This is a genomic window from Mesorhizobium sp. WSM4311 (genome assembly GCF_002295115.1).
GTDB lineage: Bacteria > Pseudomonadota > Alphaproteobacteria > Rhizobiales > Rhizobiaceae > Mesorhizobium.
This window is the reverse complement of record NZ_NSFV01000008.1, coordinates 204,490-229,773: the sequence shown is the minus strand read 5'-3', so window position 1 is coordinate 229,773 and position 25,284 is coordinate 204,490. Positions and strand designations below refer to the sequence as shown.

Genomic DNA, 25,284 nt, shown 5'->3' with positions numbered 1-25,284 from the left:
CCCCAAGGCTCTGGAATTTTCCCGATTGCGCCTCAATGTGACGTCATTCCGCGTTGCACATTGCCGCTGATATGGCTAGAGAATGTGCAACGAATGGACATGCTTGGTTTTTGTGCATGGTTAACTCAACCAGATTGGCCGCGCCTTTGAACGTCGGCGGCGTGGAAATCCGCAACCGCGTATTCCTCGCGCCGATGTCGGGAATCACCGACGAGCCTTTCCGGCAGCGCGCCCATGCGCATGGCGCGGGCCTGGTCGTGTCCGAAATGGTGGCAAGCGGCGAACTCGCCAAGGGTAGGGCCGGCTTCGACCTGCGCATACGGCATTCCGGCCTGCCGGTCCATATGGTGCAGCTAGCCGGCCGCGAAGCGATCCACATGGCCGAAGGCGCACGGATTGCCGCAGGCGAGGGCGCCGACATCATCGACATCAACATGGGCTGCCCGGCCAAGAAGGTCACCGGTGGTTATGCCGGCTCGGCATTGATGCTGGATCTTGACCATGCGCTGTCGCTGATCGAGGCTGTGGTCGGCGCGGTCAAGGTGCCGGTGACGGTCAAGATGCGGCTCGGCTGGGACGAGGGCGCGTTCAATGCGCCCATCCTCGCGCGCCGTGCCGAGCAAGCGGGCGTCAAGATGGTGACGGTGCACGGCCGCACGCGCTGCCAGTTCTATCAGGGCAAGGCCGACTGGCGCGCCATCGCCCGTGTCAAGGAAGCCGTGTCCATTCCGGTCGTTGCCAATGGCGATGTCTGTTCCCCGGCCGAGGCAGCCGCCATTCTCGGCCAATCCGGCGCCGACGCCGTGATGGTCGGTCGCGCGCATTACGGCGCGCCCTGGATCGCCGGTGGCATCGCGGCAGCTGCGGCAGGCCAAACGGCGGCCAACGTGCCGCAGACTCCCGCGGCTCTGGCCGACTATATCGTCGGCCACTACGAGGACATGCTGGCGCTTTATGGCGTCGAGAGCGGTTTGCGCCAGGCGCGCAAACATCTGGGCTGGTATCTCGATCGCCATGCCGTTGGCGTCGCCGACGACCACCGAAAGGCCATCCTGACGACGTTCGATCCGGCCCGCGTCATTGCCTTGCTGCGCAATGTGTTTTCGCGCGATCCGCAACCCTTGAGCCTGCGGAGCGCCGCATGAACGCCACTGCTGGCCAGGGAACTGAAATGGTGGATGCCGCCCAGATCGTCCTCAACACCATCCGCCGCCCGGTGATCATGATCAGCGAGGACGGGTTCATCACCTTCGCCAATGCCGATGCCGAGGATTTCTTTCGCTCCAGCGCGACCATGCTGGCGCGCAACACGCTGTCCAAGCTCGTCCCCTTCGGCAGTCCGCTGCTGACCCTGGTCGATCAGGTGCGCGAGCGTCGGGCTCCGGTCAACGAGTATCGGGTCGATGTGTCGTCGCCACGCCTCGGCATCGAGAAGGTCGTCGATCTCTATGTCGCACCAGTGACGGAATTCCCGGGCTCCGTCGTGGTCATGTTCCAGGAACGGTCGATGGCCGACAAGATCGACCGGCAGATGACGCATCGCGGTGCCGCACGCTCTGTGACCGGCCTGGCAGCGATGCTCGCCCACGAGATCAAGAACCCGCTCTCCGGCATCCGCGGCGCCGCGCAACTGCTCGAGCTGTCCGCCTCCGATGAAGACCGCGCTCTGACCCGGCTTATCACCGACGAGACGGACCGCATCGTCTCGCTGGTCGATCGCATGGAGGTGTTTTCCGACGAGCGGCCGATCGATCGCTACCCCGTCAACATCCATGTCGTACTCGACCATGTGAAGGCGATCGCAAAGAACGGTTTTGCGAAGAAAATCAGGATATTGGAGGACTATGATCCATCATTGCCTCCGGTATTCGCCAATCGCGACCAGCTGATCCAGGTGTTCCTGAACCTGGTCAAGAACGCCGCCGAGGCTATCGGCAGCGACCCGCATGGCGAGATCGTGCTGTCGACCGCCTTCCGGCCTGGCATCCGCGTTTCGGTTCCAGGCACGCAGGACCGCGTGTCGCTGCCGCTCGAATTCTGCGTGCGCGACAATGGCTCCGGTGTCTCGGAGGATATACTGCCGATCCTGTTCGATCCCTTCATCACCACCAAGCCGAACGGCTCGGGGCTGGGCTTGGCGCTGGTCGCCAAGATCGTCGGCGAGCATGGCGGCATCATCGAATGCGAATCGACCCCGCGCGGGACCACCTTCCGCATCCTGATGCCGGCCTGGAAGGAAACGCCGTTCGGCGCTGAAGAAGACGGTGAAGGAGACCGCAAATGACCGCTCGCGGCAATATTCTCGTCGCCGATGACGATGCGGCGATCCGCACCGTGCTCAACCAGGCTCTCTCGCGCGTCGGCCACGAGGTGCGCGTCACGTCCAACGCCTCGACCTTGTGGCGCTGGGTGGCGGCGGGCGAAGGCGACCTTGTCATCACCGACGTCGTCATGCCGGACGAGAACGCCTTCGACATGCTGCCGCGCATCAAGAAGGCGCGGCCGGAGCTGCCCGTGATCGTCATGAGCGCCCAGAACACGTTCATGACGGCAATCCGTGCATCCGAGACCGGTGCCTATGAATATCTGCCGAAACCGTTCGACCTGACCGAACTGCTCAATATCGTCAACCGGGCGCTGTCGGAGCCCCGCCGGCCGAAAATCGATGCGCGGCCCGACGAGCAGCCCGAAACGATGCCGCTGGTCGGCCGCTCGGCGGCCATGCAGGACATCTATCGCATGCTGGCGCGCATGATGCAGACCGACCTGACGGTGATGATCTCGGGCGAATCCGGCACCGGCAAGGAACTGGTGGCGCGCGCGCTGCATGAATATGGCCGCCGTCGCGGCGGACCGTTCGTTGCCATCAACATGGCGGCGATCCCGCGCGACCTGATCGAATCGGAACTGTTCGGCCACGAGAAGGGCGCTTTCACCGGCGCCCAGAACCGCTCCACCGGCCGCTTCGAGCAGGCCGAGGGCGGCACGCTGTTCCTCGACGAGATCGGCGACATGCCGATGGAGGCGCAGACGCGCCTGCTGCGTGTCCTGCAGCAGGGCGAATACACGACGGTCGGCGGCCGCACGCCGATCAAGACGGATGTGCGCATCGTCGCCGCCACCAACAAGGATCTGCGCACCCTAATCAACCAGGGATTGTTCCGCGAGGATCTGTTCTATCGCCTCAATGTCGTTCCGCTGAGGTTGCCGGCGCTGCGCGAGCGCTCCGAGGACGTGCCTGATCTCGTGCGCCACTTCTTCAAGCTCGGCGAAATGGAAGGGCTGCAGACCAAGCGTATTTCATCCGGCGGCATCGAACTGATGAAGCGCTACCCGTGGCCGGGCAATGTGCGCGAACTGGAAAACCTGGTTCGCCGGCTGGCCGCGCTCTATTCACAGGATGAGATCTCCGCCGAAATCATCGAGGCGGAGCTGAAGACCGGCGAGCGCCCCGTGGTCCCCGGCGGCGGCAACCTCATTCCCGACGACCTTTCCATCGGCCAGGCGGTGGAGCATTTCCTGCAGCGCTATTTCGCCTCGTTTGCCGGCGAATTGCCGCCAGCCGGGCTCTACCAGCGCATCCTGTCCGAAGTCGAATATCCGCTGGTCCTGGCCTCGATGACGGCAACCCGCGGCAATCAGATCAAGGCTGCGGAACTGCTGGGGCTGAACCGCAACACGCTGCGCAAGAAGATTCGCGAACTGGGCGTCAACGTCTATAAATCGTCGCGGCCGGGCTGAGTGCTGGTCTGACGCACTCTTTTCAGGGGACTGAGCGGCGAAAGATTTCCGCCATTGTCACACTTGTTGCATAATCGCCACAATGCGTTGCATAGATCGGACGCAATCATTGGCTCCCAGACGGCGACATGGCTCCGCAGGCACCTGTACTCAACCAACCGCTATTCAGCGAACCCGGCGCGCGCGACGGACGCCGCTTGCTGGCGCTGCCCGGCGTGGTGGCGGTCGTCGGCGCGCTGGTCATGGCGGCCATTTCATTCACTATCCTGGTCGGCGCGACGCCGATCGCGCCTGACGCCAGGACGACCTGGGCGCTGATCGCGCTTAACGCCGCTTTCGTGCTGTTCCTCATGGCGCTGGTCGGGCGCGAGGTGCATCGCATCGTCATGGCGCGCCGGCATGGCAAGGCGGCCTCGCGGCTGCATGTGCGCATCGTTGCCATGTTCGCGCTGGTTGCCGCCATTCCCGCCATCATGGTGGCCATTATCGCCTCGATCACGCTCGATATCGGCCTCGATCGCTGGTTCGAGATTCGCACCAAGACGATCGTCAATTCCTCGTTATCGATCGCCGATGCCTATGTTCAGGAAAATGCCCGCAACTTGCAGGGCACGACGCTGTCGATGGCCTATGATCTCGACGCGTCGCGAACACTCTACGGCCTTGATCGCACAGGCTTTCTCGACCTCTTGAACAAGGAGGCGGTGGGCCGGTCGCTGGCCCATGCGGCGCTGATCAAGCCCGACGGTTCGTTCGTCATGAGCGCGCAGACCGATGCCGATTTCGCCATGCCGGAACCGCCGGAAGGCGCGGTCAGTAGCGCCACCGACGGCAAACCGGTGCTGATAGAGCCTCGCACCCGCAACATCATGGGCGCCATCGTCAAGCTGCGCGAGATCGAGGGCCTCTACCTCTACACCATCCGCCTTGTCGATCCCGAGGTGATCAAGGCGCGGCAGATCGTCAGGTCCAACACCGACGAGTATCGCAATCTCGAAGACAACAGGCGCACCTCGCAAGTGGCCTTCGCGCTGCCCTATCTGTCGCTGACCCTGATCATCATCTTGTCGGCAATCTGGACCGGCATCGCGGTCGCCGACCGTCTCGTGCGGCCGATTCGCCAGCTCATCGGCGCTGCCGACGAGGTGGCGACAGGCAATCTGGACGTCGCGGTTCCGGTCAGGCCTTCCGACGGCGACGTCGCCTCGCTGGGCGACACCTTCAACAAGATGCTGCTGGAGCTCAAATCGCAACGCAACGAGATCCTGTCGGCAAAGGACCTGATCGACGAACGGCGGCGCTTTTCCGAAGCCGTGCTTGCCGGTGTCACCGCCGGCGTCATCGGCGTCGATCCCTACGGCATCGTCACCATCGTCAACCGTTCAGCCGAATCGATGCTGGCCGTCTCCGCCAGTGCCGCACTCGGGCAGAACCTTTCCGCCATTCTGCCGCATGTTGGCCGTGTCTTCGAGATCGGTCGCCAGTCGGGCAAGCCCGTCTACCGAGAGCAGGTGACGTTTTTCCGCGCCGGGACCGAGCGTACTTTCAACGTGCAGATCACCGTCGAGGCGGGCGATGACGGCTCGGAGGAGAAATCCTACGTCGTGACCGTCGACGACATCACCGATCTGGTCCAGGCGCAGCGTTCTTCCGCCTGGGCCGATGTGGCGCGGCGCATCGCCCACGAGATCAAGAACCCGCTGACGCCGATCCAGCTTTCGGCCGAGCGCATCAAGCGCCGCTATGGCAAGGTCATCACCGAAGACCGTGAGGTTTTCGACCAATGCACCGACACCATCATCCGGCAGGTCGAGGACATCGGCCGGATGGTCGACGAATTCTCCGCCTTCGCGCGCATGCCCAAGCCCGAGATGAAAGCCATCGATCTGCGCGAATCGCTGCGTGAGGCGTCCTTCCTGGTCGAAGTCAGCCGCGCCGACATCACCTTCGAGCGGATTTTCGGCAACGAACCGCTCAAGGGCACGTTCGACAGCCGCCTTTTGGCGCAGGCTTTCGGCAATGTGATCAAGAACGCCGCCGAGGCGATCGACGGACTGGAACAAAAGGACGGCTCGCACGGCATAATCCGGATTCAAGCCGGCCGTCAGAATGGCGCGATTCGAATCGACGTCATCGACAATGGCAAAGGCCTGCCGCGGGAGAATCGCCAACGGTTGCTCGAGCCCTATATGACCACGCGCGAGAAGGGCACCGGGCTTGGTCTCGCTATCGTCAAGAAGATCGTGGAGGACCATGGCGGCAGGCTGGAACTTCATGATGCGCCTGCGGACTTCCATGGTGGCCGCGGGGCGATGATCAGCATCATCCTGCCGCCCGCGGCCGTCACGCCGTTGCGCGGCGAAGGCAAGACGGAACACGAAAGAGAAACTGAAAAGGTCGGTAATGGCGTCTGATATTCTCATCGTCGATGACGAGGAAGACATCCGCGAGCTCGTCGCAGGCATACTGAGCGACGAAGGTCACGAAACCCGTACGGCATTTGACGCCGACAGCGCGTTGGCGGCCATAGCCGATCGGGCGCCGAGGTTGATTTTCCTCGACATCTGGCTGCAGGGCTCGCGCCTGGACGGCCTGGCGCTGCTCGACGAGATCAAGACCATGCATCCCACTCTGCCGGTGGTGATGATCTCCGGTCACGGCAACATCGAAACGGCGGTCTCGGCCATCCGCCGTGGCGCCTACGATTTTATCGAGAAGCCGTTCAAGGCCGACAGGCTGATCCTCATCGCCGAGCGTGCGCTCGAAACCTCGAAATTGCGGCGCGAGGTTTCCGACCTCAAGCAGCGCAGCGGCGAAACCTTCGACCTGATCGGCATGTCGTCGGCGATGAGCCAACTGCGCCAGACCATCGAGCGCGTCGCGCCGACCAACAGCCGTGTGATGATCATCGGCCCGTCCGGATCAGGCAAGGAACTGGCGGCGCGCGCCATCCACACGCTGTCGGCCCGCAAGGGCGGGCCGTTCGTGACCCTGAGCGCTGCCAACATCACGCCCGAGCGCATGGAGATCGAACTGTTCGGTACCGAATCGAACGGTGTCGAGCGCAAGGTCGGCGCGCTGGAAGAAGCCCATCGCGGCATCCTCTACATCGATGAAGTGGCCGACATGCCGCGCGAGACGCAGAACAAGATCCTGCGTGTGCTGGTCGAGCAGCAGTTCGAGCGGGTAGGGGGCACCAAACGGGTCAAGGTCGATGTCCGCATCATCTCCTCGACCTCGCAGAACCTGGAAGCCATGATCGCCGACGGGCGTTTCCGCGAGGATCTCTATCATCGCCTGGCGGTGGTTCCGGTGATGGTGCCGGGGCTGGCCGAACGGCGCGAGGATATTCCCTATCTCGTCGACAATTTCATGAAGCAGATCGCCCGCCAGGCCGGCATCAAGCCGCGCCGTATCGGCGACGATGCGCTTGCCGTGCTGCAGGCGCACAATTGGCCGGGCAACGTGCGTCAGCTGCGCAACAATGTCGAGCGCCTGATGATCCTGGCGCGCGGCGACGACGTCGATGCGCCGATCACCGCGGACCTTCTGCCGTCCGAGATCGGCGATGTCATGCCGCGCACGCCGAATCAGTCCGACCAGCACATCATGGCGCTGCCGCTGCGCGAGGCGCGCGAACAGTTCGAGAAGGACTATCTGATCGCCCAGATCAACCGCTTTGGCGGCAACATCTCGAAGACCGCCGAGTTCATCGGGATGGAGCGCTCGGCGCTGCACCGCAAACTGAAGTCGCTGGGCGTCTGACGCGCGGGACCTGTGCTGAACAGCGCGTGGTCCAAGCATTTGCCGGTTACGGCGGCGGCGGAATCGCATAAGAAGGCCCGAGATTTTTCAGGGGTCGCCAATGCCGCGCATTGCCTATGTCAACGGGCGCTATGTCGCTCACGCGAACGCTTCCGTGCATATCGAGGATCGCGGTTATCAGTTCGCCGATGGCGTCTATGAGGTCTGCGAGGTGGCGCGCGGCTTCATCGTCGACATGCCGCGCCATCTTGCCCGGCTCAACCGCTCGCTGACCGAACTGTCGATTGCATGGCCGGTCGCGCGCAACGTGCTGCCGCTCATCCTGCGCGAAGTGGTCAACCGCAACCATGTCGTCAACGGCCTGGTCTATGTGCAGGTAACGCGCGGTGTCGCCAGCCGCGAGTTTGTGTTCCCGTCGGCGGACACCAAGCCGTCTTTGGTGGTCACTGCCAAAAAGGCCGATCCGGCGGCTGGAGCAAAGCGAGCCGAGACCGGGATCTCGATCATTACCGTGCCAGAGAATCGCTGGGACCGGGTCGATATCAAGACCGTCGGACTGCTGCCCAATGTATTGGCCAAGCAAAAAGCCAAGGAGGCCGGCGCGCAGGAGGCATGGTTCGTCGACCCCGAAGGCAACGTCAAGGAAGGCGGCTCGTCTAACGCCTGGATCGTCACCAGGGACGGCGTCCTGGTTACCAGACCGGCCGATCACGGCATCCTGCGCGGCATCACCCGCACGACCATGTTCGAGGTTGCGGCGAAGCTCGGCCTGAAGATCGAAGAGCGCGGTTTTTCCGTCGCCGAGGCCAAGGCGGCGCGCGAGGCGTTCATCAGTTCCGCCACGACGATCGCCATGCCGGTCGTGGCCATTGACGGCGATCCTGTGGCCAACGGGCACCCCGGCTCAGTGACACTTTCGTTACGGCAGGCCTTTTTTGACATTGCGGAAAAAAGTCCAGCCTGATAACCGCACAGGTGGAATGAACATCAATATATCTCGTTCTGCTTGTCGTTACTGACGACAAGACGGTGTTTGCGCGCTTGACATGTGCCCGACAATTTGGCGCATTGGCTTGCAAACCGAAGGGGATCGGCGAAAGACAAGAACAATGGCGGAACGATCGCAAAATCTTCAGGACCTGTTCCTGAATTCAGTTCGCAAGAGCAAGAACCCGCTCACCATCTTCCTCATCAACGGCGTGAAGCTGACCGGCGTGGTCACTTCGTTCGACAATTTCTGTGTGCTGCTGCGCCGCGACGGTCACTCCCAGCTCGTCTACAAGCACGCCATTTCCACGATCATGCCGAGCCAGCCGGTTCAGATGTTCGATGGCGAGGAAAGCCAGGGCGCCTGATTGGCACGTGAGAAGGACGCGGACGGCACGGTTCGCGGAAAACCAGCGCATCATCCCGGGACGGAAGCCAAGGGGCCGACCCGGGCTGTCGTCATTGTGCCTGTACTTACTCGTCAGCCGCGCGGCGACGACGACACCAACCGCCCGCGGCTGACGCGTTCGGCCGACGCTCGCCATGACGAGGCGATCGGCCTTGCGCGCGCCATCAATCTCGACCCTGTCCACACGGCTGTCGTGACGGTCAACGATCCGCGTCCAGCAACCTTGCTCGGCAGCGGCAAGGTCGAAGAGTTCGCCCAATTCGTCAAGGACAACGACGCCGAGCTGGTCATCGTCGACCATCCGCTGACCCCGGTGCAGCAACGCAATCTCGAGAGGGAACTGCATGCCAAGGTTCTGGACCGAACCGGGCTGATCCTAGAAATCTTTGGCGAGCGCGCCCGCACCAAGGAAGGCACGCTGCAGGTCGAGCTTGCCCATCTCAACTATCAGAAGGGCCGCCTGGTCCGCAGCTGGACCCACCTAGAACGCCAGCGCGGTGGCGCCGGCTTCCTCGGCGGTCCCGGCGAAACCCAGATCGAATCCGACCGGCGGCAGTTGCAGGAAAAGATCATCAAGCTGAAGCACGAGCTGGAAACGGTGCGTCGCACCCGCGACCTGCATCGCGCCAAGCGCAAGAAGGTGCCGTTCCCGGTGGTGGCGATCGTCGGCTACACCAATGCCGGCAAGTCGACGCTGTTCAACCGGCTGACCGGGGCGGACGTACTGGCGCAGGACATGCTGTTCGCCACGCTCGATCCGACGCTGCGCCGCGTGCGCCTGCCGCATGGCACGCCGATCATCCTGTCGGACACGGTCGGCTTCATCTCCGACCTGCCGACGCATTTGATCGCGGCTTTTCGCGCCACGCTGGAAGAGGTGGTCGAGGCCGATCTCGTCATCCATCTGCGCGACATTTCCGATCCCGACACGGCGGCACAGGCCGAGGATGTCGAGCGCATCCTGGCCGACCTCGGTGTCGACGCCGGTGACACCAAGCGTGTGATCGAAGTCTGGAACAAGATCGATCTGCTGGACGAAGGCAACAGGAGCCGCCTGCTTGCCGATGCCGCGGACGGCAGCAAGGGTCCGCCGATCGCCATATCGGCGGTGACCGGCGAGGGCATCGATGCGCTTAAGGCGCTCATCGAGACGCGCATGGCCGGCGAGCTCGAAGATCTGACGGTGACGATCGAGCCGGCACAGTTTGGCCTTGTCGATTGGCTGTATCGCAATGGCGATATCGTTTCGCGCACCGACAATGAAGACGGCAGCGCCACCATCTCGCTCAAGGCTACACAAAGCGCTCGCGAAGAGATCGAAAGCCGATTGCGTCGCAAAAACAACGGCTAGGCCGGAGCAACTATAGGAAAAGTGTAAACGCGTTTCCGTCCCGGATTGCCGATCTACAGGCCTACTTCGCGCTCTTCGCTTCCTGCCAGAGCGCTTCCATCTCGTTCAGGGTGGCCTTCTCCAGTGTGTTGCCGGACTTCTCGAGAGCCTGCTCGACATAGTGGAAGCGCGTCCGGAATTTTTCGTTGGTGCCGCTCAAAGCGGCTTCCGAATCGAGCTTGAGATGACGGCCGAGATTGACGACGGCGAACAGCATGTCGCCGAACTCGTCCTTGATCGAGGCCGTCTCGCCCTTCGCCAGAGCCTCGCGCAACTCGCCGATCTCCTCCTCGATCTTGTCGAGGATGGGGGCTGCCTCGCTCCAGTCGAAGCCGACACGGGCAGCCTTCTCCTGAAGTTTTAGCGCTCGCGTCAAAGCGGGCAGGGCGACCGGAACACTGTCCAGAAATCCCTTGCCATTGTCTTCGGGGTCGAGGCCGCGCGCGAGACGGCCTTGCCGTTTCTCCGCCTTCTCCTCGGCCTTGATCTTCTCCCACATGCCCTTGGCCATGCCGGCGCCGCGGGCTTCCTCGTCGCCGAAGACATGCGGGTGGCGCCGGATCATTTTGGTGGTGATGGCCTGGACGACATCCGGGAACGCGAATTCGCCCGCTTCCTCGGCCATTTGCGCGTGGTAGACGACCTGCAGCAGGAGGTCGCCGAGCTCATCGCGCAGATCGTTGAGGTCACCGCGCGCGATGGCATCCGCCACCTCGTAGGCTTCCTCGATCGTATAGGGCGCGATGGTCGAGAAATCCTGCTCGATGTCCCAGGGGCAGCCGGTCCTCGGCGCGCGCAGCGCGGCCATGATCTCGATCAGGCGCGAAATGTCTTTGGATGGCGTCATGCGGCGGATGCTATCCTGCGACCCGACGCACGGCCAACACTGTCAGCCGGCGAGGGGGCCTTGTCCACAGCTGAGCCGCTTCAGTCGAGCACGGAGACGATCGCCTTGGCGAGGTCGTCCATGCCGTCCTCCGGCAATCCAGCGACGTTGATGCGGCTATCGCCAACCATGTAGACGCCGTGCTCGGCACGCAACCGCTCGACCTGCGCTTCCGTGAGACCAAGCCGCGAGAACATGCCGCGATGGCTGGCGACGAAGTCGAAGCGGTCGGAGTTGGACTGCCGGCGCAGCGCCTCGGCGAAAGCCACGCGAAGCCTCAGCATGCGCAGGCGCATCTCTTCCAACTCGGCTTCCCAGTCGGCGCGCAGGCTTGCATCTTCCAGCACGATGCGCACCGCCGCCGCGCCATGGTCCGGCGGCATCGAATACATGGCGCGTGCGGCCGACAGCATCTGGCTCATCGCCACGTCGGCCTGCGCGCTGTCCCTGGCCAAGACCATCGCCGCGCCGACACGATCGCGATAGACGGCGAAGTTCTTCGAGCAGCTCGAGGCAACGACCATTTCCGGAACTTTCGCCGCCAGCAGGCGCAGGCCGAGAGCGTCGGCCTCGAGGCCGTCGCCAAAGCCCTGATAGGCGATGTCGACGAACGGCAGCAGGCCGCGCTCGACGACCAGATCGGTGACGGCCTGCCACTGCCCCGCATCGAGGTTGGCGCCGGTCGGGTTGTGGCAGCAGCCATGCAACAGCACCACGTCGCCGCTCTTGGCCGTTCGCAACGCCGCCAGCATGTCGTCGAAACGAACAGCACCGGAGGCCGCGTCGAAATAGGGATATTCGCGGATCTGCAGGCCGGCTGCGCGCATCACGGGCATGTGGTTCGGCCATGTCGGGTCCGACAGCCAGATCGTGGCGTCCGAACGCGTCCGCTTGAGCAGCTCCGCCACCAGGCGAAGCGCACCGGAGCCGCCGGGCGCCTGTGCCGCCCGGATGCGCGTCATGTCCGCGCCCGGCCCGAAGGCGAGCTTGGCCATCACCGCGTTGAAGCCGGTGTCGCCGGCGAGCCCGAGATAGGTCTTGGTGTCCTGGCTGCTCAGCAGCCGCTTTTCAGCCTCACGCACCGCGCGCATTACCGGCGTCTTGCCGTCGCGATCCTTGTAGACGCCGACGCCGAGGTCGACCTTGTTGGGACGCGGATCGGCGCGATAGAGGCCGATCAGGGCCAGGATCTTGTCGGCGGGAGCTGGCTGCAGGTCTTCGAACATCGTTATGGTTCCGTTTGCGCGGCGGAGTGATACGCAAATCGAAGGCGCTTCGCCAGCGGTTTTAATTGCGCAAAACGGAGGGCGGCACCCCGGGGGCGCGGCCTTTCGAAACGATAGCAGCTATTCTAATTGCAGCGTATGCCTCGCTTCGAAAGCGGCTCAAGGAATGACTGCCTCATGCTCGTACGGCTGACGATGATCTGCAACGGCGCCACGGCCGCGACCCGGCGGGGTTCGTTTCCGCTCGATGAGCCGCTGGACCCGCGCTCGCTGACGCAGGCGAAGGCGATGCGCGGGACGCTGCGCCGCGCCGACCGCGCATGGACAGCGCCCGCGCTTCGCGCCCGCCAGTCCGCCGAGGCGCTATCGCTGGACGCATCGGTCGAACCGCTCCTGGCGGACCAGGATCATGGAGGCTGGGCCGGGAAGAGTTTTGAGGACGTGCAGGCCCAACAGCCCGGCGACATCGCCGCCTGGCTGACCGACCCCAACGCAGCGCCGCATGGCGGCGAGTCGCTGGCCGACGTTGGCCGCCGGGCTTCCGAGTTGATGGACCGGTTGATGGCAGAGCCTGGCCACACCATCGCGCTGACCCATGCCAGTGTCATTCGCACCGCGATCGTGCATGTTCTGGGTGCTCCGCTTGCCGCCTGTCGGAAGATTGATATCGAGCCGCTGAGCATCACCGATTTTCGCAGCGACGGCCGCCGATGGGTGTTGCGCGCTTGCGGTGTGACTACACCCAAACCGGCAAAACCACTTCGCCCCTAAGAGCCGGGCGGGCGGAGGGGCAATCCTCCGGGGAAACCGCCAAAGAAAAATGGCACGGGTCGGGATTAACATCCCCACATGCTCCGTAAACAGGGCATGAAACGGTCGATGCCACGCTTTGACATCATAGGACAGCTCGGGTCGCTGCGGCGCTATGCGCAGTCGCTGACGCGCGACAGCGCGGATGCCGAGGATCTCGTGCATGACGCGCTTGTGCGCGCCTATGAGCGGCGCGGCACCTTCCGCTCGGGCGCAAACCTGCGTGCCTGGCTGCTGTCCATCGTCCACAACGCATTTGTCGACCGCATGCGCTCGCGCCGCTCGGAAGCGATGCGCATCGAACAGGCCGGATACCTCGCCGACGCCGCTACGCCGGCGCCGCAGGAACATTCGGTGCGCCTGGCGCAGGTGCGGGACGCCTTTTTCAACCTGCCGGAAGAGCAGCGCTCGGCGCTGCATCTGGTCGCCATAGAAGGGCTTTCCTACCAGCAGGCGGCCAATGCCACCGGCGTGCCGCTGGGCACGCTGATGTCGCGCATCGGCAGGGCGCGCGCGGCACTGCGCCAGATGGAAGACGCCGCCCCGGCGCGCGGAAGAAATCATCTCAGCATCGTGGGAGGTGAGCCATGAGCGCTCTTGTCGACCCTGTGACGGAAACTGACCTCGACGCCTATGTCGACGACCAGCTGGATGTCACCCGCCGCATCGAGGTCGAAGCCTTCCTGTCGACACGCCCGGAGGCCGCCGCGCGCGTCATGTCGGATCTGCGGACCCGCGATGAACTGCGCGTGGCGCTTGCCGGCTCCAAGGGCATGGCACGGCCGGCCACCGCTGACGCGGCGCGGCGGCTGGAGAGGGGACTTGTCCGTGGCCGCATCTTCGGCGTGCTGCAGCGTGCTGCAGCCGTTGCCGCCTTCGTTGCCGCCGGCTGGCTGGCAAACGGCATCATCGGGCCGATGTCGGTGACCAAGGTCGTCGCGTCGCCGCAGCCGCCCGCCTATGTCGACGAGGCGGTGCGCGCGCACCGGACGACGCTGGTGCGCGAGACCATGCCCTCGCAGCCGGAAGCGCCCAACTACAGTGCCGGCGAGATCCGTGCGGCGACCGCGATCGTCATGCCGTCACTGCCAAAGGACTGGAAGGTGCGCGACGTGCAGATCTACCCGTCGCGCTTCGGCCCGAGCGTCGAGATGGCTGTCGACACCAAGGATATGGGCCTGGTGTCGCTGTTTGCGATCCGGCCGGGAACCTTCGACGTGGTCAAGCCGACCGTCGCGCCGTCGGGCGACATTTCCTCGGCCTATTTCCAGATCGGCGAGGTCGCCTATGCGGTGGTCGCGCGGAGCGGGGTTCATGATCTCGACCGCGCCGCCGAGACGCTCGCCAGAACGCTTTACTGACCGATCCACAAAGGAGACTGCAAATGAACACGCCCAATCTGGGATATCGCGTCGGCGCCGGCGCCCAGGCCGGAGCCGTCTTTGACGAGGGCCTGCGCCAGCATATGCTGCGCGTCTACAACTATATGGGCCTTGGCCTCGTGGTCACCGGCCTGGTCGCGTTCCTGGTGTCATCGACGCCGGCGCTCTACGTGCCAATCTTCTCCAGCCCGTTGAAATGGGTGGTGATGCTGGCGCCGCTGGCCTTCGTCATGCTGTTTTCGTTCAAGATGCAGACCATGTCGGCGGCCAGCGCCCAGGCGATGTTCTGGGCCTTCTGCGCGGTGATGGGCCTGTCGCTCGCCTCCGTGTTCCTGGTTTTCACCGGCACCAGCATCGCGCGCACCTTCTTCATCGCCGCCACCATGTTCGGCGCCACAAGCCTCTACGGCTACACGACCAGGCGCGACCTGACGCAGTTCTCGTCCTTCCTGATCATGGGCCTGATCGGCGTGGTGATCGCCAGCATCGTCAACATCTTCCTCGGTTCGACCGCGCTGCAGTTCGCCATTTCGGTGATCGGCATCGCCGTCTTCATCGGCCTGACCGCCTGGGACACGCAGACGATCAAGGAACAATATGCCGAGAATTTCGATGCGGAATCGCGCCAGAAGCTGGCTGTTTTCGGTGCTTTCTCGCTCTACCTGAACTTCATCAACATCTTCCAGCTGCTGCTAAACTTCACCGGTGAGCGCGAGTAGCGACCGTCCGCCATGGGCAAGGGCGGGGGTTCTCGCCCTTGATGCGGAGAGGTGGCCGGAGGAGAGATCCTCCGGCCATAAATCGTTCCGGCCGCACCTTGAGTCCCCAATAGGTTTTGCTAGTCTGCCGCCGCACCAGCCTTCAACACCGGCCCGCGAGGACATGTGGCACAGGACAGCCAAACGCTTCATGGCGACGGCATCTCGGCTGTCATAACAGGGCAGGGTGCCGAACTGGTTTCGCTGCAGGATGGGCGGGGATTTGAGTTTCTGTGGCAGGCCGGGCCGGAGTGGCGGCGCCATTCGCCGGTGCTGTTCCCGATCGTCGGCCGGCTAAAGGGCGATCGACTGCGTCATCGCGGCCGAACCTATCCGATGACGCAACACGGCTTCGCTCGAGACAAACCGTTCACCTGGGAGGAGAGGGGACCCCGCTCCTGCACGCTGGTGCTCACCGATGACGCCGACACGCGTGCGCATTATCCCTTCGCCTTTCGCCTTGGCGTCACCTATACGCTGGACCGACAGCAGCTCGATGTGACCTTGCAAGTGACCAACACCGGCGACGAGAAATTGCCGGCCTCGATCGGTGCTCATCCTGCATTCAACTGGCCGTTGCTGCCGGAGTTGCCCAAGGAGGCCTATCGGCTGACCTTTGCCGCGAGTGAGCCGGCGCCGGTTCGTCGCCTGAAGGATGGCCTTCTGCTCTCGGAAACGCGGCCGACGCCCATCGATGGCAGAACGCTTGCGCTGTCCGAACGGCTGTTCGATGACGACGCCGTCATCCTGGATCGGCCCGCCAGCACCAGTGTGCGATATGCAGCCGAGCGCGGTCCGGCAATCGAAATGTCATGGCAGGGAGCCGAAGAGTTGGGCATCTGGTCCAAGCCCGGCGGCGCGCCCTTCCTGTGCATCGAACCCTGGCGTGGTATTGCGAGCCCGGCCGATTTCAACGGCGAGTTCAGCGACAAGCCCGGCGTGATGCTGATCGAACCGGGGGCGAAGCGTTCGCTAAGCTACCGGATCGGTCTGGAGCAGGGGCGGCGGTGACCGACCGAGCCGCTGAGCCAACACCTGGGAGTACCCAATGAAACTCGGCTTCATCGGCACAGGTGCGCTGACTTCAGCCATTGTCACCGGGCTCAAATCCCTCGATGGCGATCCGGTATCGGTGGTGTTGTCGCCACGGAACGAAGAGATCGCGGCGAACCTCGCTTCCCGCTATCCGAACATACGTGTTGCCGCCGACAATCAGGCGGTGCTCGACGATTGCGATACCGTCATGCTGGCTGTCCGACCGCAAGATGCCCACCAGGTGCTGCGTCAACTGAAATTTCGGAGAACCCATCACCTCATCAGCCTGATCGCCACGTTGTCACGCGAGGAAATAGCCGGCCTGACCGCACCCGCGAGCCGCGTGACCAAAGCGCTGCCGATGCCGATGATCGCCCGGCGGCGGGGGGCGACGATCATTTATCCGCCTGATCGGGACATGACCGCTTTGTTCGGCGGGCTGGGGACCGTGATCGAGGTCGAGAGCTCCAGCGAGTTCGATGCGTTGAGCGTCGTTACCGCGACCTATGCCACCTATTTCAAGTACCTCGATACGATCCATCGCTGGCTGAAAGCGCATGAGGTGCCGGACACCAAGGGGCGCGACTATATCGCCGCGCTCTTCATGGCGCTCGGACACGCTCCGGAGACGGCGCCCGATGCGGACTTCACGCATCTGGCGCAGGATTATGCGACCCGTGGCGGCATCAACGAGCAGGTCCTGAACGAACTTACGGCCCGCAACGTCTTCGATGCGCTGGCGGAAAGCCTGGACGGCGTGCATCGGCGCATTTCAGCGGCCGGCGCTACGTGACGGGAAAGCTTGCGAGGATGGTCCGGGGTTTCAAACCTGCCGGGCGATGGTGCCCATCACATTGACCAGAAGGCGCGCGACGGTCAGCGCCGACAGGCCGTCAATGTCGGCGGGCGGAGGAGTTTGAGGATCACGCATGGGGCAAGCGCAACGTCCAGCGTTTACGACGTCCGAAAGTCGCATAAGATAGATTATGGAACTTATCTGTTGGCCAGCATCTGGAAATTGCCGTTGATTTTCATGGATTTGGCTCGATCGGGGCGTGTTGCCTTGAGCTAACGGCCGACGCTGCGCGAATGATGATAGCAAAGCGTGGAGATCGAACTGGCCGATTGAAGTGTTCGTGCATGACGGGCTATGAACGGATGTGAACGCTGCTGATATTCGCCCCAAAACGCAGAGCACCTTCATCAGAGCCCGTTCGTATCACGCTGATTCAAAGGGAATTTCGATCACCATGCCGTCATAGGCCGGGGTGACGTTGGCCGGCAGTTCGCCCTTGACCGTGGCATAGTCGAGCGGCACGTGCATGTGGGTCAGCACGGCCTTCCTCGGTGCCAGCCTCTCGATCCAGCCGAGCGCCTGGGCCAGCGACAGATGGCTGGGATGCGGGTTGTACTGCAACGCGTCGATGACCAGCATCTCCAGGCCGCGCAGCCGCTCGGCGGTGGCGTCGGGAAAGTCGCTGATATCAGGGCAATAGGCCAGCCCTCCAACGCGGAAGCCGAGTGAGATGATGTCGCCATGAATCTGCGGCAGCGGTTCGAGGGCGAGGGCGCCCCCCTCGCCTTCGATGATGACAGGCGTTGCGTGGTCGATGATATGTGCCCGCACGATCGGCGGATAGGAACTGCCCGGCGGCGTCTCGAAGCAATAGCCGAACGCCTGCCGCAGGCGCAGCATCGTCGGCTGGTCGGCATGGATGTCGATCAGGTGGCGCTGCTCGAGCACATAGCCGCGCAGATCGTCGATGCCGTGAATGTGGTCGGCATGTGGGTGCGTGTAAACGACCGCGTCGATGCGTTTGACCGACGCAAGCAGCATCTGTTCGCGGAAATCCGGCCCAGTGTCGATGACCACGGTGGTACGGCCGCCGTCGGCCGCAATCCGTTCGACCAGCGCTGCCGTGCGCATGCGCCGGTTCCTCGGATTGGTCGAGTCGCAATTGCCCCAGTCGCCAGTGATGCGCGGCGTACCCGGCGACGAGCCGCAGCCGAGAATGGTGAGGCGCAGCCGGTCAGCCATCGCTCAGGCGCTCAGTTCAGCAGGTCGCGGCATCTTGCCGAACAGGCGGAAGAAATTGTTCGTCGTCAGATCGGCGATTTCAGCTTCGCTGACACCAATTGTCTCCGCCAGCACCTTGGCGGTGTGCGCGACATAGGCCGGCTCATTGCGCTTGCCGCGAAACGGGATCGGCGCCAGATAGGGTGCGTCGGTTTCGACGAGCAGCCGGTCATGCGGCACGTCGGCGGCGATGGCGCGCAGTTCGGCAGAGTTCTTGAAGGTCAGGATGCCCGAGAACGACACGTAGCCGCCGAGCGAGACGCCCACCTCGGCCAGCCGGCGCCCAGAGGAGAAACAATGCAGGATGAAGGGGAAGGTGCCCTTCCCTGTTTCGTCCTCAAGAATGGCTGCCATGTCGTCATCGGCATCGCGCGAATGGATGACGAGAGGCAGGCCGGTCTCGCGAGCGGCGGCAATGTGATTGCGAAAGCCCTGTGCCTGCGCATCGCGCGGCGCCTTGTCGTAGAAATAATCCAACCCCGCTTCGCCGATTGCCACCACCTTCGGGTGTGCCGACAGGCGGATCAGCTCCGCCGACGTCACGTCCAACTCTTCCGCCGCATTGTGCGGATGGGTACCGATAGAGCAGTATACATCGTCGAAAGTTTCCGCGATTTCAAGTATTTGCTGAAACCGCCTCACACGGGTTGAGATCGTCACCATGCGGCCAATTCCGGCCGCTTTGGCGCGGGCGACAATGGCCGCCCGCTCCTCGGCGAAATCTGGAAAATCCAGATGGCAGTGGCTGTCGACAAGCATCAGGCGTTCGCGCTCGGCTGTTCGACGTAACGTGGAAACACGCCTTCCGGCACCGGCAAGGCAGTGCCCGGCACCAGCGCATGGTCGGCGTGGACATGCGCGAAATCACGTCTGTCCGCGGGCACCGCCAGCAGGTCGAGCAGCTTCGCTGCCGATCCGGGAATGAAGGGCTGGCACAGCACCGCCACGCGCCGCACCAGTTCGGCGGTCGTCCACAGCACCGTTTCCATGCGTTCCGGATCGGTCTTCTTCAGCGCCCATGGTGCCTGTCCAGCGAAGTATCGATCGGCTTCCGCCACCACATCGAAGATCGCCGCCAGTGCCAAATGAATGCCTTGCCCGGCCATGGCTTTGCGCGCGGTGGCGAGAGCGGTCACCGCCTGATCCAGGATCGCGCTGTCGGCTTCCGCCAAATCGCCGCGCTTCGGCACCACGCCGCCGCAGTTCTTGGCGATCATCGACAGCGACCGCTGCGCCAGATTGCCGAGGCCATTGGCAAGATCGGCGTTGGTGCGGTTGACGATCGCTTCATGGCTGTAGCTGCCATCCTGGCCGAACGGCACCTCGCGCAGGAAGAAGTAGCGCACCTGATCGAGACCGTAATGCTCGATCATGGTGAACGGGTCGATGACGTTGCCGACCGATTTCGACATCTTCTCGCCGCGGTTGAACAGGAAGCCGTGGCCGAAAACCCGCTTCGGCAGCGGGATGCCGGCCGACATCAGGAAGGCTGGCCAGTAAACCGCATGGAAACGCACAATGTCCTTGCCGATGATGTGCGCATCGGCCGGCCACAAGCGCCATTTCTCATCGTTTTCATCGGGATAGCCAACACCGGTGATGTAATTGGTCAACGCGTCGACCCAGACATACATCACATGCTTGTCGTCGCCCGGCACAGGCACGCCCCAGTCGAAGGTCGTGCGCGAGATCGACAGATCCTTCAGTCCCGATTTGACGAAACTCATCACCTCGTTGCGGCGCTCGGCCGGGCCGATGAAGTCGGGCTGGCTTTCATAAAGCGCGATGAGCTTGTCCTGGTAGGCCGAGAGGCGGAAGAAATAACTCTCTTCCTCGACCCATTCGACCGGCGTTCCCTGCGGTCCGTAGCGGACATTGTCGGGACGGACCTCCGTCTCCTCCTCGCCGTAATAGGCTTCGTCGCGCACCGAGTACCAGCCGGCATAGCCGCCCTTGTAGATGTCGCCATTGGCGTCCATCGCCTTCCAGATCGCCTGCGAGGACGCATAGTGCCGCTCTTCCGTGGTGCGGATGAAATCGTCATTGGAGGCGTTGAGCGCGGTCGCCATGCGCTTGAAATCGGCCGCGTTGCGATCGGCCAGCGCGCGCGCCGAAATGCCTTCGCGCTTCGCCGTCTGCAGCATCTTGATGCCGTGCTCATCGGTACCGGTGAGGAAGAAGACCTGCTTGCCGTCGAGGCGCTGGAAGCGCGCAAGCGTGTCGGTGGCGATCAACTCGTAGGCATGTCCGATATGCGGCTTGCCGTTTGGATAGGAAATCGCGGTCGTGATGTAGAATGTGTCGCGTGACATGAATGAACCGTCATGAATGTCCGAATGAATGTGAGGCGGTGGATATCGCATCGAGACAGCGATTGCCATCCCGACACGAGGCTGGGCCTGTCACATTCGCATTGCGGAATTCAGGCGGTCGATCATGATCAAGGCGTGCTGCTTCTTGTCGAGATTGTAGGTGTCGGTTTCAGATATCGCGTCCAGCGCCTCGTGCCAAGTGTCCGACAGCGTTTTCGCCCTTGCGAGGTCGCCTGCGAGCGCGGCCTGGCTTGCAGCATCCGACAAAAGGTCGAGCGCCCGGCGGTTGAAGATATCGAACTGGATCGCCTGGTCGCGGCCGGCGACGGCTTCGGCGAGCCGATAGGCGCCGCCGATGTCGTTTTTTCCCTTCGCAACCAGCGCGTCGAGCGTCGAGGCGATCTCCAACCCGCCATATTGTGTCAAAAGGATCGCGTTGCGGGCGCTTCCACCTGCCCGCTCGACCAGTGCCGCCCGCGCGGCCGGATCGTCCGGCGGCGGCGGTTCGGCTGTTTCCAGCACCGCCATCAACTCGTCGGCGTCGAGCGGTGTCAGGCGTATCACCTGGCAGCGTGAGCGGATCGTCGGCAGCAGGCTGCCCGGCGCATGGACGATGAGAATGAACAGCGTTCGCGCCGGCGGCTCCTCAAGATTCTTCAGCAAAGCATTGGCGGCATTGGCATTCATGTCGTCGGCCGGATCGACGATGACCACCCGGTAGCTGCCGTCATGCGAGGTCATCGACAGGAAGCGGCTGACCCGGCGGATCTCGTCGACGGTGACGACCGTCTTGAAGCTCTTGGTCTTGTCGTTCATCGGCCGGGTCAGGTGCAGCACGCCAGGATGTGCTCCGGTCGCGATCTGGCGAAACAGCGGTGAGGCCGGATCGGGACTGGCAAGGCTTTCCGGCGCCTGCCCGAAGGCCGGGTGCTTCAAGAGATGGTGCGCCAGGTGGAAGGCCAGCGTGGCCTTGCCGATGCCGACCGGTCCGGTGAAGATCAGCGCATGGGGCAGCTTTCCCGATCGATAGGCGGCGGCGAGCATTTCCGCCGCCTGCCTGTGACCGACCAGACGGGGTGTTTCGGAGGGTTCGGGAACGCCGTCCAGCGTGTCATGCTGTTCCGGCGCGATGCGTTCGAAGATCATACGGGTGCGGCCTGCCTGTTGCGCGCGGGCGCCCTCGCCTCCAGCGCCGCGAAGACGGCCGCGGTGACGACGTCCTCCACCATATTGGGATCGACGGAGGCATCGACGACGATGCAGCGTTCCGGCTCGGCCGCGGCGATCGTCAGAAAGGCCGCGCGGCGGGCTTGATGAATGGCCAGCGTCTCCTTTTCGAAGCGGTCGGGGTCGGCGTCGCTGCCGCGCCGCAGCGTCGCGCGCCTGAGGCCCTCGGCCGGATCGATATCGAAGATCAGCGTCAAATCGGGCATCATGCCATTGATGGCGACCTGTTCCAGCGTGGCCATGAACGCCGGGTCGATCCCGCCGGTGACGCCCTGGTAGACGCGCGAGGAATCCAGGAAGCGGTCGCAAAGCACGATGGAGCCGCGCTCGACCGCCGGCCGGATGACCTGCTCGACATGGTCGGAGCGCGCGGCGGCAAAGAGCAGCGCTTCCATCTTCGGTCCGAAGGGCTCGGCGGCACCCGAAAGCAGCACATGCCGGACCGCTTCGGCGCCCGGCGAGCCGCCCGGTTCGCGCGTCAGCAGGACATCATACTTCTTGGCGCGCATCTTTCTCGCCAGCCGCTCGATCTGCGTCGACTTGCCTGCGCCCTCGCCGCCTTCGAAGGTGATGAAAAATCCGCGCGCCAATCGAAAGGGCCTTTGTCCAGGTGGATTGTTGCGCTCTAGATAGTCCGCGTTCGGGAAAACGTCCATGCCGTCGGTGCTATCGCAGCCAGCCGATCGCCAGTTCCTTGACGGCATCGAGCGCGCGCTGCGGCAATGTGCCGACGCCGATCGATTCGGCAGCGAAAAGCGGCGTCTCCTGGCTCAGCGTGTCGCCGATCCAGACGCGCAGCGCCCCCACCGGCTGGCCCTCCTCCACGGGCGCCGCAACCGGCCCGGTGTAGACGATCCTGGCCGTCAGCTTGTCGCGGTTGGTGATCGGCAGGAAGATGTCGATCGGCCCTTTTGCCTTCAGCGTCAGGCCGGATTTCGCACCGCCGAAAACCTGGGCCTCGCCGACCACCTCGTCCTTGGCGAAGATCTCGGTCTTCTCGAAGGAGCGCGCGCCCCAGTCGAGCAGCTTTCGCGCCTCCTCGGCACGCTCCTTGTCGTTGGCCAACCCACTCATCGCCATGATCACCCGCGTGCCGTTGTGAGCGACCGAAGCGACGATGCCGAAGCCGGCCACCTCGCTGGCACCGACGGCCAGACCGTCGGCGCCGATGTCCATGGCCAACAGCGGATTGCGGTTCTTCTGCGAGATCTTGTTCCAGGTGAAATCCTTCAGCCCGTAGTAGCGATAGAAATCCGGATAGTCGCGCCACAAATGCAGCGCCAGCAGCGCCAGCTCGCGCACCGTCGTCTGCTGGCCGTCTGCCGGCAGGCCGGTCGAATTGACGAAGGTCGATGTCTTGAGCCCGATCTGGCGGGCGCGCTCGGTCATTTGCGCGGCAAAATTGTCCTCGGAGCCGGCCATGCCTTCGGCGATGACAATGCAGCCGTCATTGGCCGCCTGCACCGTCACGCCCTGGATCAGGTCTTCGAGTCGGATCGCGGATTTGAGCTTGGCGAACATCGTCGATGTGCCCGATGGCGCGCCGCCCCTGCGCCAGGCGTTTTCGCTGACCACGAACGTGTCGTCGAGCTTGAGGCGCCCGGACTTGATGGCGTTGAAAACCACCTCCATGGTCATCAGCTTGGCCATCGAGGCCGGCGGGATCGGCTTGTCGGCGTCTTTCGAGAACAGGACCGTGCCGGTGTCGGCATCGATCATGAAGGCCTGAGTGGCCTTGGTCTCGAAAAGCTGCGCTTGAGCTGGTGCGAGGCAAAGCAGCAGCAAAGCCAGTCCCAGAAAGCCGGCAAATGGCGGAAAGGCGCGCAACTGCATGAAATCTCGACCCGTTTGCCGGTTTTGGCACAGCCAAGCTATCAGGGTTTTTTCCGCCGGATCAACCGCGCGGAGAAAATAGATCAGTTGCGCACAGCCAGCGCATCGGGTGCGCCGTGCGACCATGCCGCCTGCAGCAATTCGTCCAGGCCGCCATGGCCGTTCGGATAGAGATTGACCGCGTACCAGTCATTGCCGTCGAGGTCGGAACGCTGGATTTCCGTTCGGCCGAAGGGCTGAAGTGCCGTTGCCACGCGCTTGGCTTCGGTGGCGTCGTCGAACGTGCCGGCGGCGACATAGTCGGCGCTGGACGGTGACGCCTGCGGATTGGACTTTTTCCACGACCGCAGGATATCGGCGGGCGACATGCCGCTGTCATCCAGCGCGGCAAAGACGTCGGCGCGCTGCACGCGTTCATCCGCATAGGACAGCGAGGCCACCGCGAACGGCGACTGCGGCGGCAGGCCGATCTCCGGACGCTCCGGCACGATCGGTCCGAAATCGGGCAGCGCCAGATCGCCGAAAGCCGGCGCCTGCGCCGACAAAGACGGTTGCGCGGCCTCGCTTGAATCCGTCAGCTGACCGGGGAACGGCACGGCGGCCGCGCCCACCGGCAGGCTTGGCGACGGTCCGTTCATGGCCGCCATGACGCCGGTCGGCAGGCCATCCGACGGATCCGGAATCCTGTTGCCGGGATGGTAGGAGGCCATCAGATACTGGTCGTCATTGCCATCGAGCGGCGCACGACCGACATATTCGACCTTGACCTTCGCCGTGCCGACTTTGTCGTAGTCGAGCATCTGCGCCGCGCGCTCCGAGACGTCGATGATGCGGCCCTCATGATACGGTCCGCGGTCGTTGACGCGCACGACGACCGAACTGCCGGTTTCGAGGTTGGTGACACGGGCGTAGCTGGGCAGCGGCATGGTCGGGTGCGCGGCCGTCAGATGCGTCATGTCGTAGACTTCGCCATTGGCGGTCAGCCGGCCATGGAAGGCGTCGCCATACCACGAGGCCAGGCCGACCTTGGCATAGTGCCGATCTTCCTTGGGATAGTACCACTTGCCGCGCACCTGGTAAGGCTTGCCGAGTTGGTCGCGACCACCGCCGCGCCGCATGAAGCCAGCGCGCGGGCTCGCCTTCACGCCATATTCGGTTTCGGCGAAATATTCCTTGGAGCGATGCTTGGGATTGACCATCCCCTTCGGCTCAGGCTGCGACGCGCAAGCCGCCAGCAGAGCAGCCGACGCAGCAAGCAGCGTAAGCGTGGAAGCGCGACGAAGACGCGGGCGCGTCATAGCCTGCATTGTCCTGAAATCCCCTACAGTCTCAATCAAGACGCCGTCGTATGAACAGCAGAGGAGCCAAAGCACTCGCTCGACAATACCAACGGCACCCTGAACCCCGATCCTTTGTGCGCAGGAATTGTTTATCACGGTATTAATT

Annotated in this window: 23 protein-coding genes; 14 read left to right on the top strand and 9 right to left on the bottom strand. The window is 63.5% G+C overall.

Annotation, left to right across the window (positions count from 1 at the left end):
• The first annotated feature begins 116 nt into the window (after positions 1 to 116).
• The 8 genes from dusB to hflX all read left to right on the top strand — a co-directional run bounded on the left by dusB (position 117) and on the right by hflX (position 10,253).
• Positions 117 to 1,145, top strand: coding sequence for a tRNA dihydrouridine synthase DusB (gene dusB / locus CK226_RS22370; RefSeq protein ID WP_095793090.1), 1,029 nt, complete (start codon positions 117 to 119; stop codon positions 1,143 to 1,145).
• Entirely contained in the window at positions 1,142 to 2,284 is a 1,143-nt protein-coding gene (locus CK226_RS22365) for a nitrogen regulation protein NR(II) (protein WP_095793089.1), read from the top strand. Before dusB ends, CK226_RS22365 begins: the two co-directional genes overlap by 4 nt.
• Complete coding sequence (gene ntrC / locus CK226_RS22360; protein ID WP_010909344.1) at positions 2,281 to 3,741, top strand: nitrogen regulation protein NR(I); 1,461 nt, start codon at positions 2,281 to 2,283, stop codon at positions 3,739 to 3,741. The genes CK226_RS22365 and ntrC overlap by 4 nt, the downstream gene beginning before the upstream one ends.
• 128 nt (positions 3,742 to 3,869) lie before the next feature.
• A complete protein-coding gene (locus tag CK226_RS22355) occupies positions 3,870 to 6,155 on the top strand; it encodes a PAS domain-containing sensor histidine kinase (RefSeq protein WP_095775757.1) in 2,286 nt (761 codons plus the stop codon).
• Positions 6,145 to 7,506: a sigma-54 dependent transcriptional regulator gene (locus CK226_RS22350; protein WP_095775756.1), complete on the top strand. Its 1,362-nt coding sequence runs from the start codon at positions 6,145 to 6,147 to the stop codon at positions 7,504 to 7,506. The genes CK226_RS22355 and CK226_RS22350 overlap by 11 nt, the downstream gene beginning before the upstream one ends.
• A 100-nt stretch (positions 7,507 to 7,606) precedes the next feature.
• Positions 7,607 to 8,470, top strand: coding sequence for a D-amino-acid transaminase (locus CK226_RS22345; protein ID WP_095775755.1), 864 nt, complete (start codon positions 7,607 to 7,609; stop codon positions 8,468 to 8,470).
• A 145-nt stretch (positions 8,471 to 8,615) separates the two neighbouring features.
• Positions 8,616 to 8,861, top strand: a complete 246-nt coding sequence (hfq, locus tag CK226_RS22340; protein ID WP_006202172.1) for an RNA chaperone Hfq — start codon at positions 8,616 to 8,618, stop codon at positions 8,859 to 8,861.
• Positions 8,862 to 10,253: a GTPase HflX gene (gene hflX, locus CK226_RS22335; protein WP_095775754.1), complete on the top strand. Its 1,392-nt coding sequence runs from the start codon at positions 8,862 to 8,864 to the stop codon at positions 10,251 to 10,253. It abuts the gene before it with no gap.
• 61 nt (positions 10,254 to 10,314) lie between these two features.
• Here the strand turns inward: hflX and mazG are convergent, their stop codons facing one another.
• Both mazG and CK226_RS22325 read right to left on the bottom strand, forming a co-directional pair.
• Positions 10,315 to 11,139, bottom strand: a complete 825-nt coding sequence (mazG, locus tag CK226_RS22330; protein WP_095775753.1) for a nucleoside triphosphate pyrophosphohydrolase — start codon at positions 11,137 to 11,139, stop codon at positions 10,315 to 10,317.
• 80 nt (positions 11,140 to 11,219) lie between these two features.
• A complete protein-coding gene (locus CK226_RS22325; protein WP_095793088.1) occupies positions 11,220 to 12,404 on the bottom strand; it encodes an amino acid aminotransferase in 1,185 nt (394 codons plus the stop codon).
• 177 nt (positions 12,405 to 12,581) lie between these two features.
• Here CK226_RS22325 and CK226_RS22320 point away from each other — a divergent pair, with 177 nt between their 5' ends.
• The 6 genes from CK226_RS22320 (at position 12,582) to CK226_RS22295 (ending at position 17,182) form a co-directional block, all read left to right on the top strand.
• Positions 12,582 to 13,175, top strand: coding sequence for a histidine phosphatase family protein (locus tag CK226_RS22320; protein ID WP_095793125.1), 594 nt, complete (start codon positions 12,582 to 12,584; stop codon positions 13,173 to 13,175).
• A gap of 78 nt (positions 13,176 to 13,253) precedes the next feature.
• Positions 13,254 to 13,805: a sigma-70 family RNA polymerase sigma factor gene (locus tag CK226_RS22315; protein ID WP_095775751.1), complete on the top strand. Its 552-nt coding sequence runs from the start codon at positions 13,254 to 13,256 to the stop codon at positions 13,803 to 13,805.
• Positions 13,802 to 14,575 (top strand): anti-sigma factor, encoded by a 774-nt coding sequence (locus CK226_RS22310; RefSeq protein WP_095775750.1) that lies wholly within the window; start codon positions 13,802 to 13,804, stop codon positions 14,573 to 14,575. Before CK226_RS22315 ends, CK226_RS22310 begins: the two co-directional genes overlap by 4 nt.
• Positions 14,576 to 14,598: 23 nt before the next feature.
• Positions 14,599 to 15,315 (top strand): Bax inhibitor-1/YccA family protein, encoded by a 717-nt coding sequence (locus CK226_RS22305; RefSeq protein WP_095775749.1) that lies wholly within the window; start codon positions 14,599 to 14,601, stop codon positions 15,313 to 15,315.
• A 165-nt stretch (positions 15,316 to 15,480) separates the two neighbouring features.
• On the top strand, positions 15,481 to 16,365 hold the full coding sequence (locus CK226_RS22300) for an aldose 1-epimerase family protein (protein ID WP_095793087.1): 885 nt from the start codon (positions 15,481 to 15,483) through the stop codon (positions 16,363 to 16,365).
• Between the two features lie 37 nt (positions 16,366 to 16,402).
• Entirely contained in the window at positions 16,403 to 17,182 is a 780-nt protein-coding gene (locus CK226_RS22295) for a pyrroline-5-carboxylate reductase (RefSeq protein ID WP_095793086.1), read from the top strand.
• A gap of 426 nt (positions 17,183 to 17,608) precedes the next feature.
• Here CK226_RS22295 and CK226_RS22290 read toward each other — a convergent pair whose 3' ends face one another.
• From CK226_RS22290 to CK226_RS22260, 7 genes are all read right to left on the bottom strand, one after another.
• The gene (locus CK226_RS22290) at positions 17,609 to 18,427 is read right to left on the bottom strand and encodes an MBL fold metallo-hydrolase (RefSeq protein ID WP_095793085.1); all 819 of its coding nucleotides are present in this window, start codon (positions 18,425 to 18,427) and stop codon (positions 17,609 to 17,611) included.
• 3 nt (positions 18,428 to 18,430) lie between these two features.
• Positions 18,431 to 19,225 (bottom strand): TatD family hydrolase, encoded by a 795-nt coding sequence (locus tag CK226_RS22285; protein ID WP_095793084.1) that lies wholly within the window; start codon positions 19,223 to 19,225, stop codon positions 18,431 to 18,433.
• Positions 19,225 to 20,778, bottom strand: coding sequence for a methionine--tRNA ligase (gene metG / locus CK226_RS22280; RefSeq protein WP_095793083.1), 1,554 nt, complete (start codon positions 20,776 to 20,778; stop codon positions 19,225 to 19,227). The genes CK226_RS22285 and metG overlap by 1 nt, the downstream gene beginning before the upstream one ends.
• Before the next feature lie 90 nt (positions 20,779 to 20,868).
• On the bottom strand, positions 20,869 to 21,924 hold the full coding sequence (locus CK226_RS22275; protein ID WP_095793082.1) for a DNA polymerase III subunit delta': 1,056 nt from the start codon (positions 21,922 to 21,924) through the stop codon (positions 20,869 to 20,871).
• Positions 21,921 to 22,595, bottom strand: a complete 675-nt coding sequence (gene tmk / locus CK226_RS22270) for a dTMP kinase (RefSeq protein WP_095793081.1) — start codon at positions 22,593 to 22,595, stop codon at positions 21,921 to 21,923. The genes CK226_RS22275 and tmk overlap by 4 nt, the downstream gene beginning before the upstream one ends.
• A gap of 76 nt (positions 22,596 to 22,671) precedes the next feature.
• Complete coding sequence (locus CK226_RS22265; protein ID WP_095793080.1) at positions 22,672 to 23,838, bottom strand: D-alanyl-D-alanine carboxypeptidase family protein; 1,167 nt, start codon at positions 23,836 to 23,838, stop codon at positions 22,672 to 22,674.
• Between the two features lie 83 nt (positions 23,839 to 23,921).
• Positions 23,922 to 25,145: a septal ring lytic transglycosylase RlpA family protein gene (locus CK226_RS22260; RefSeq protein WP_095793079.1), complete on the bottom strand. Its 1,224-nt coding sequence runs from the start codon at positions 25,143 to 25,145 to the stop codon at positions 23,922 to 23,924.
• Positions 25,146 to 25,284 lie beyond the last annotated feature (139 nt).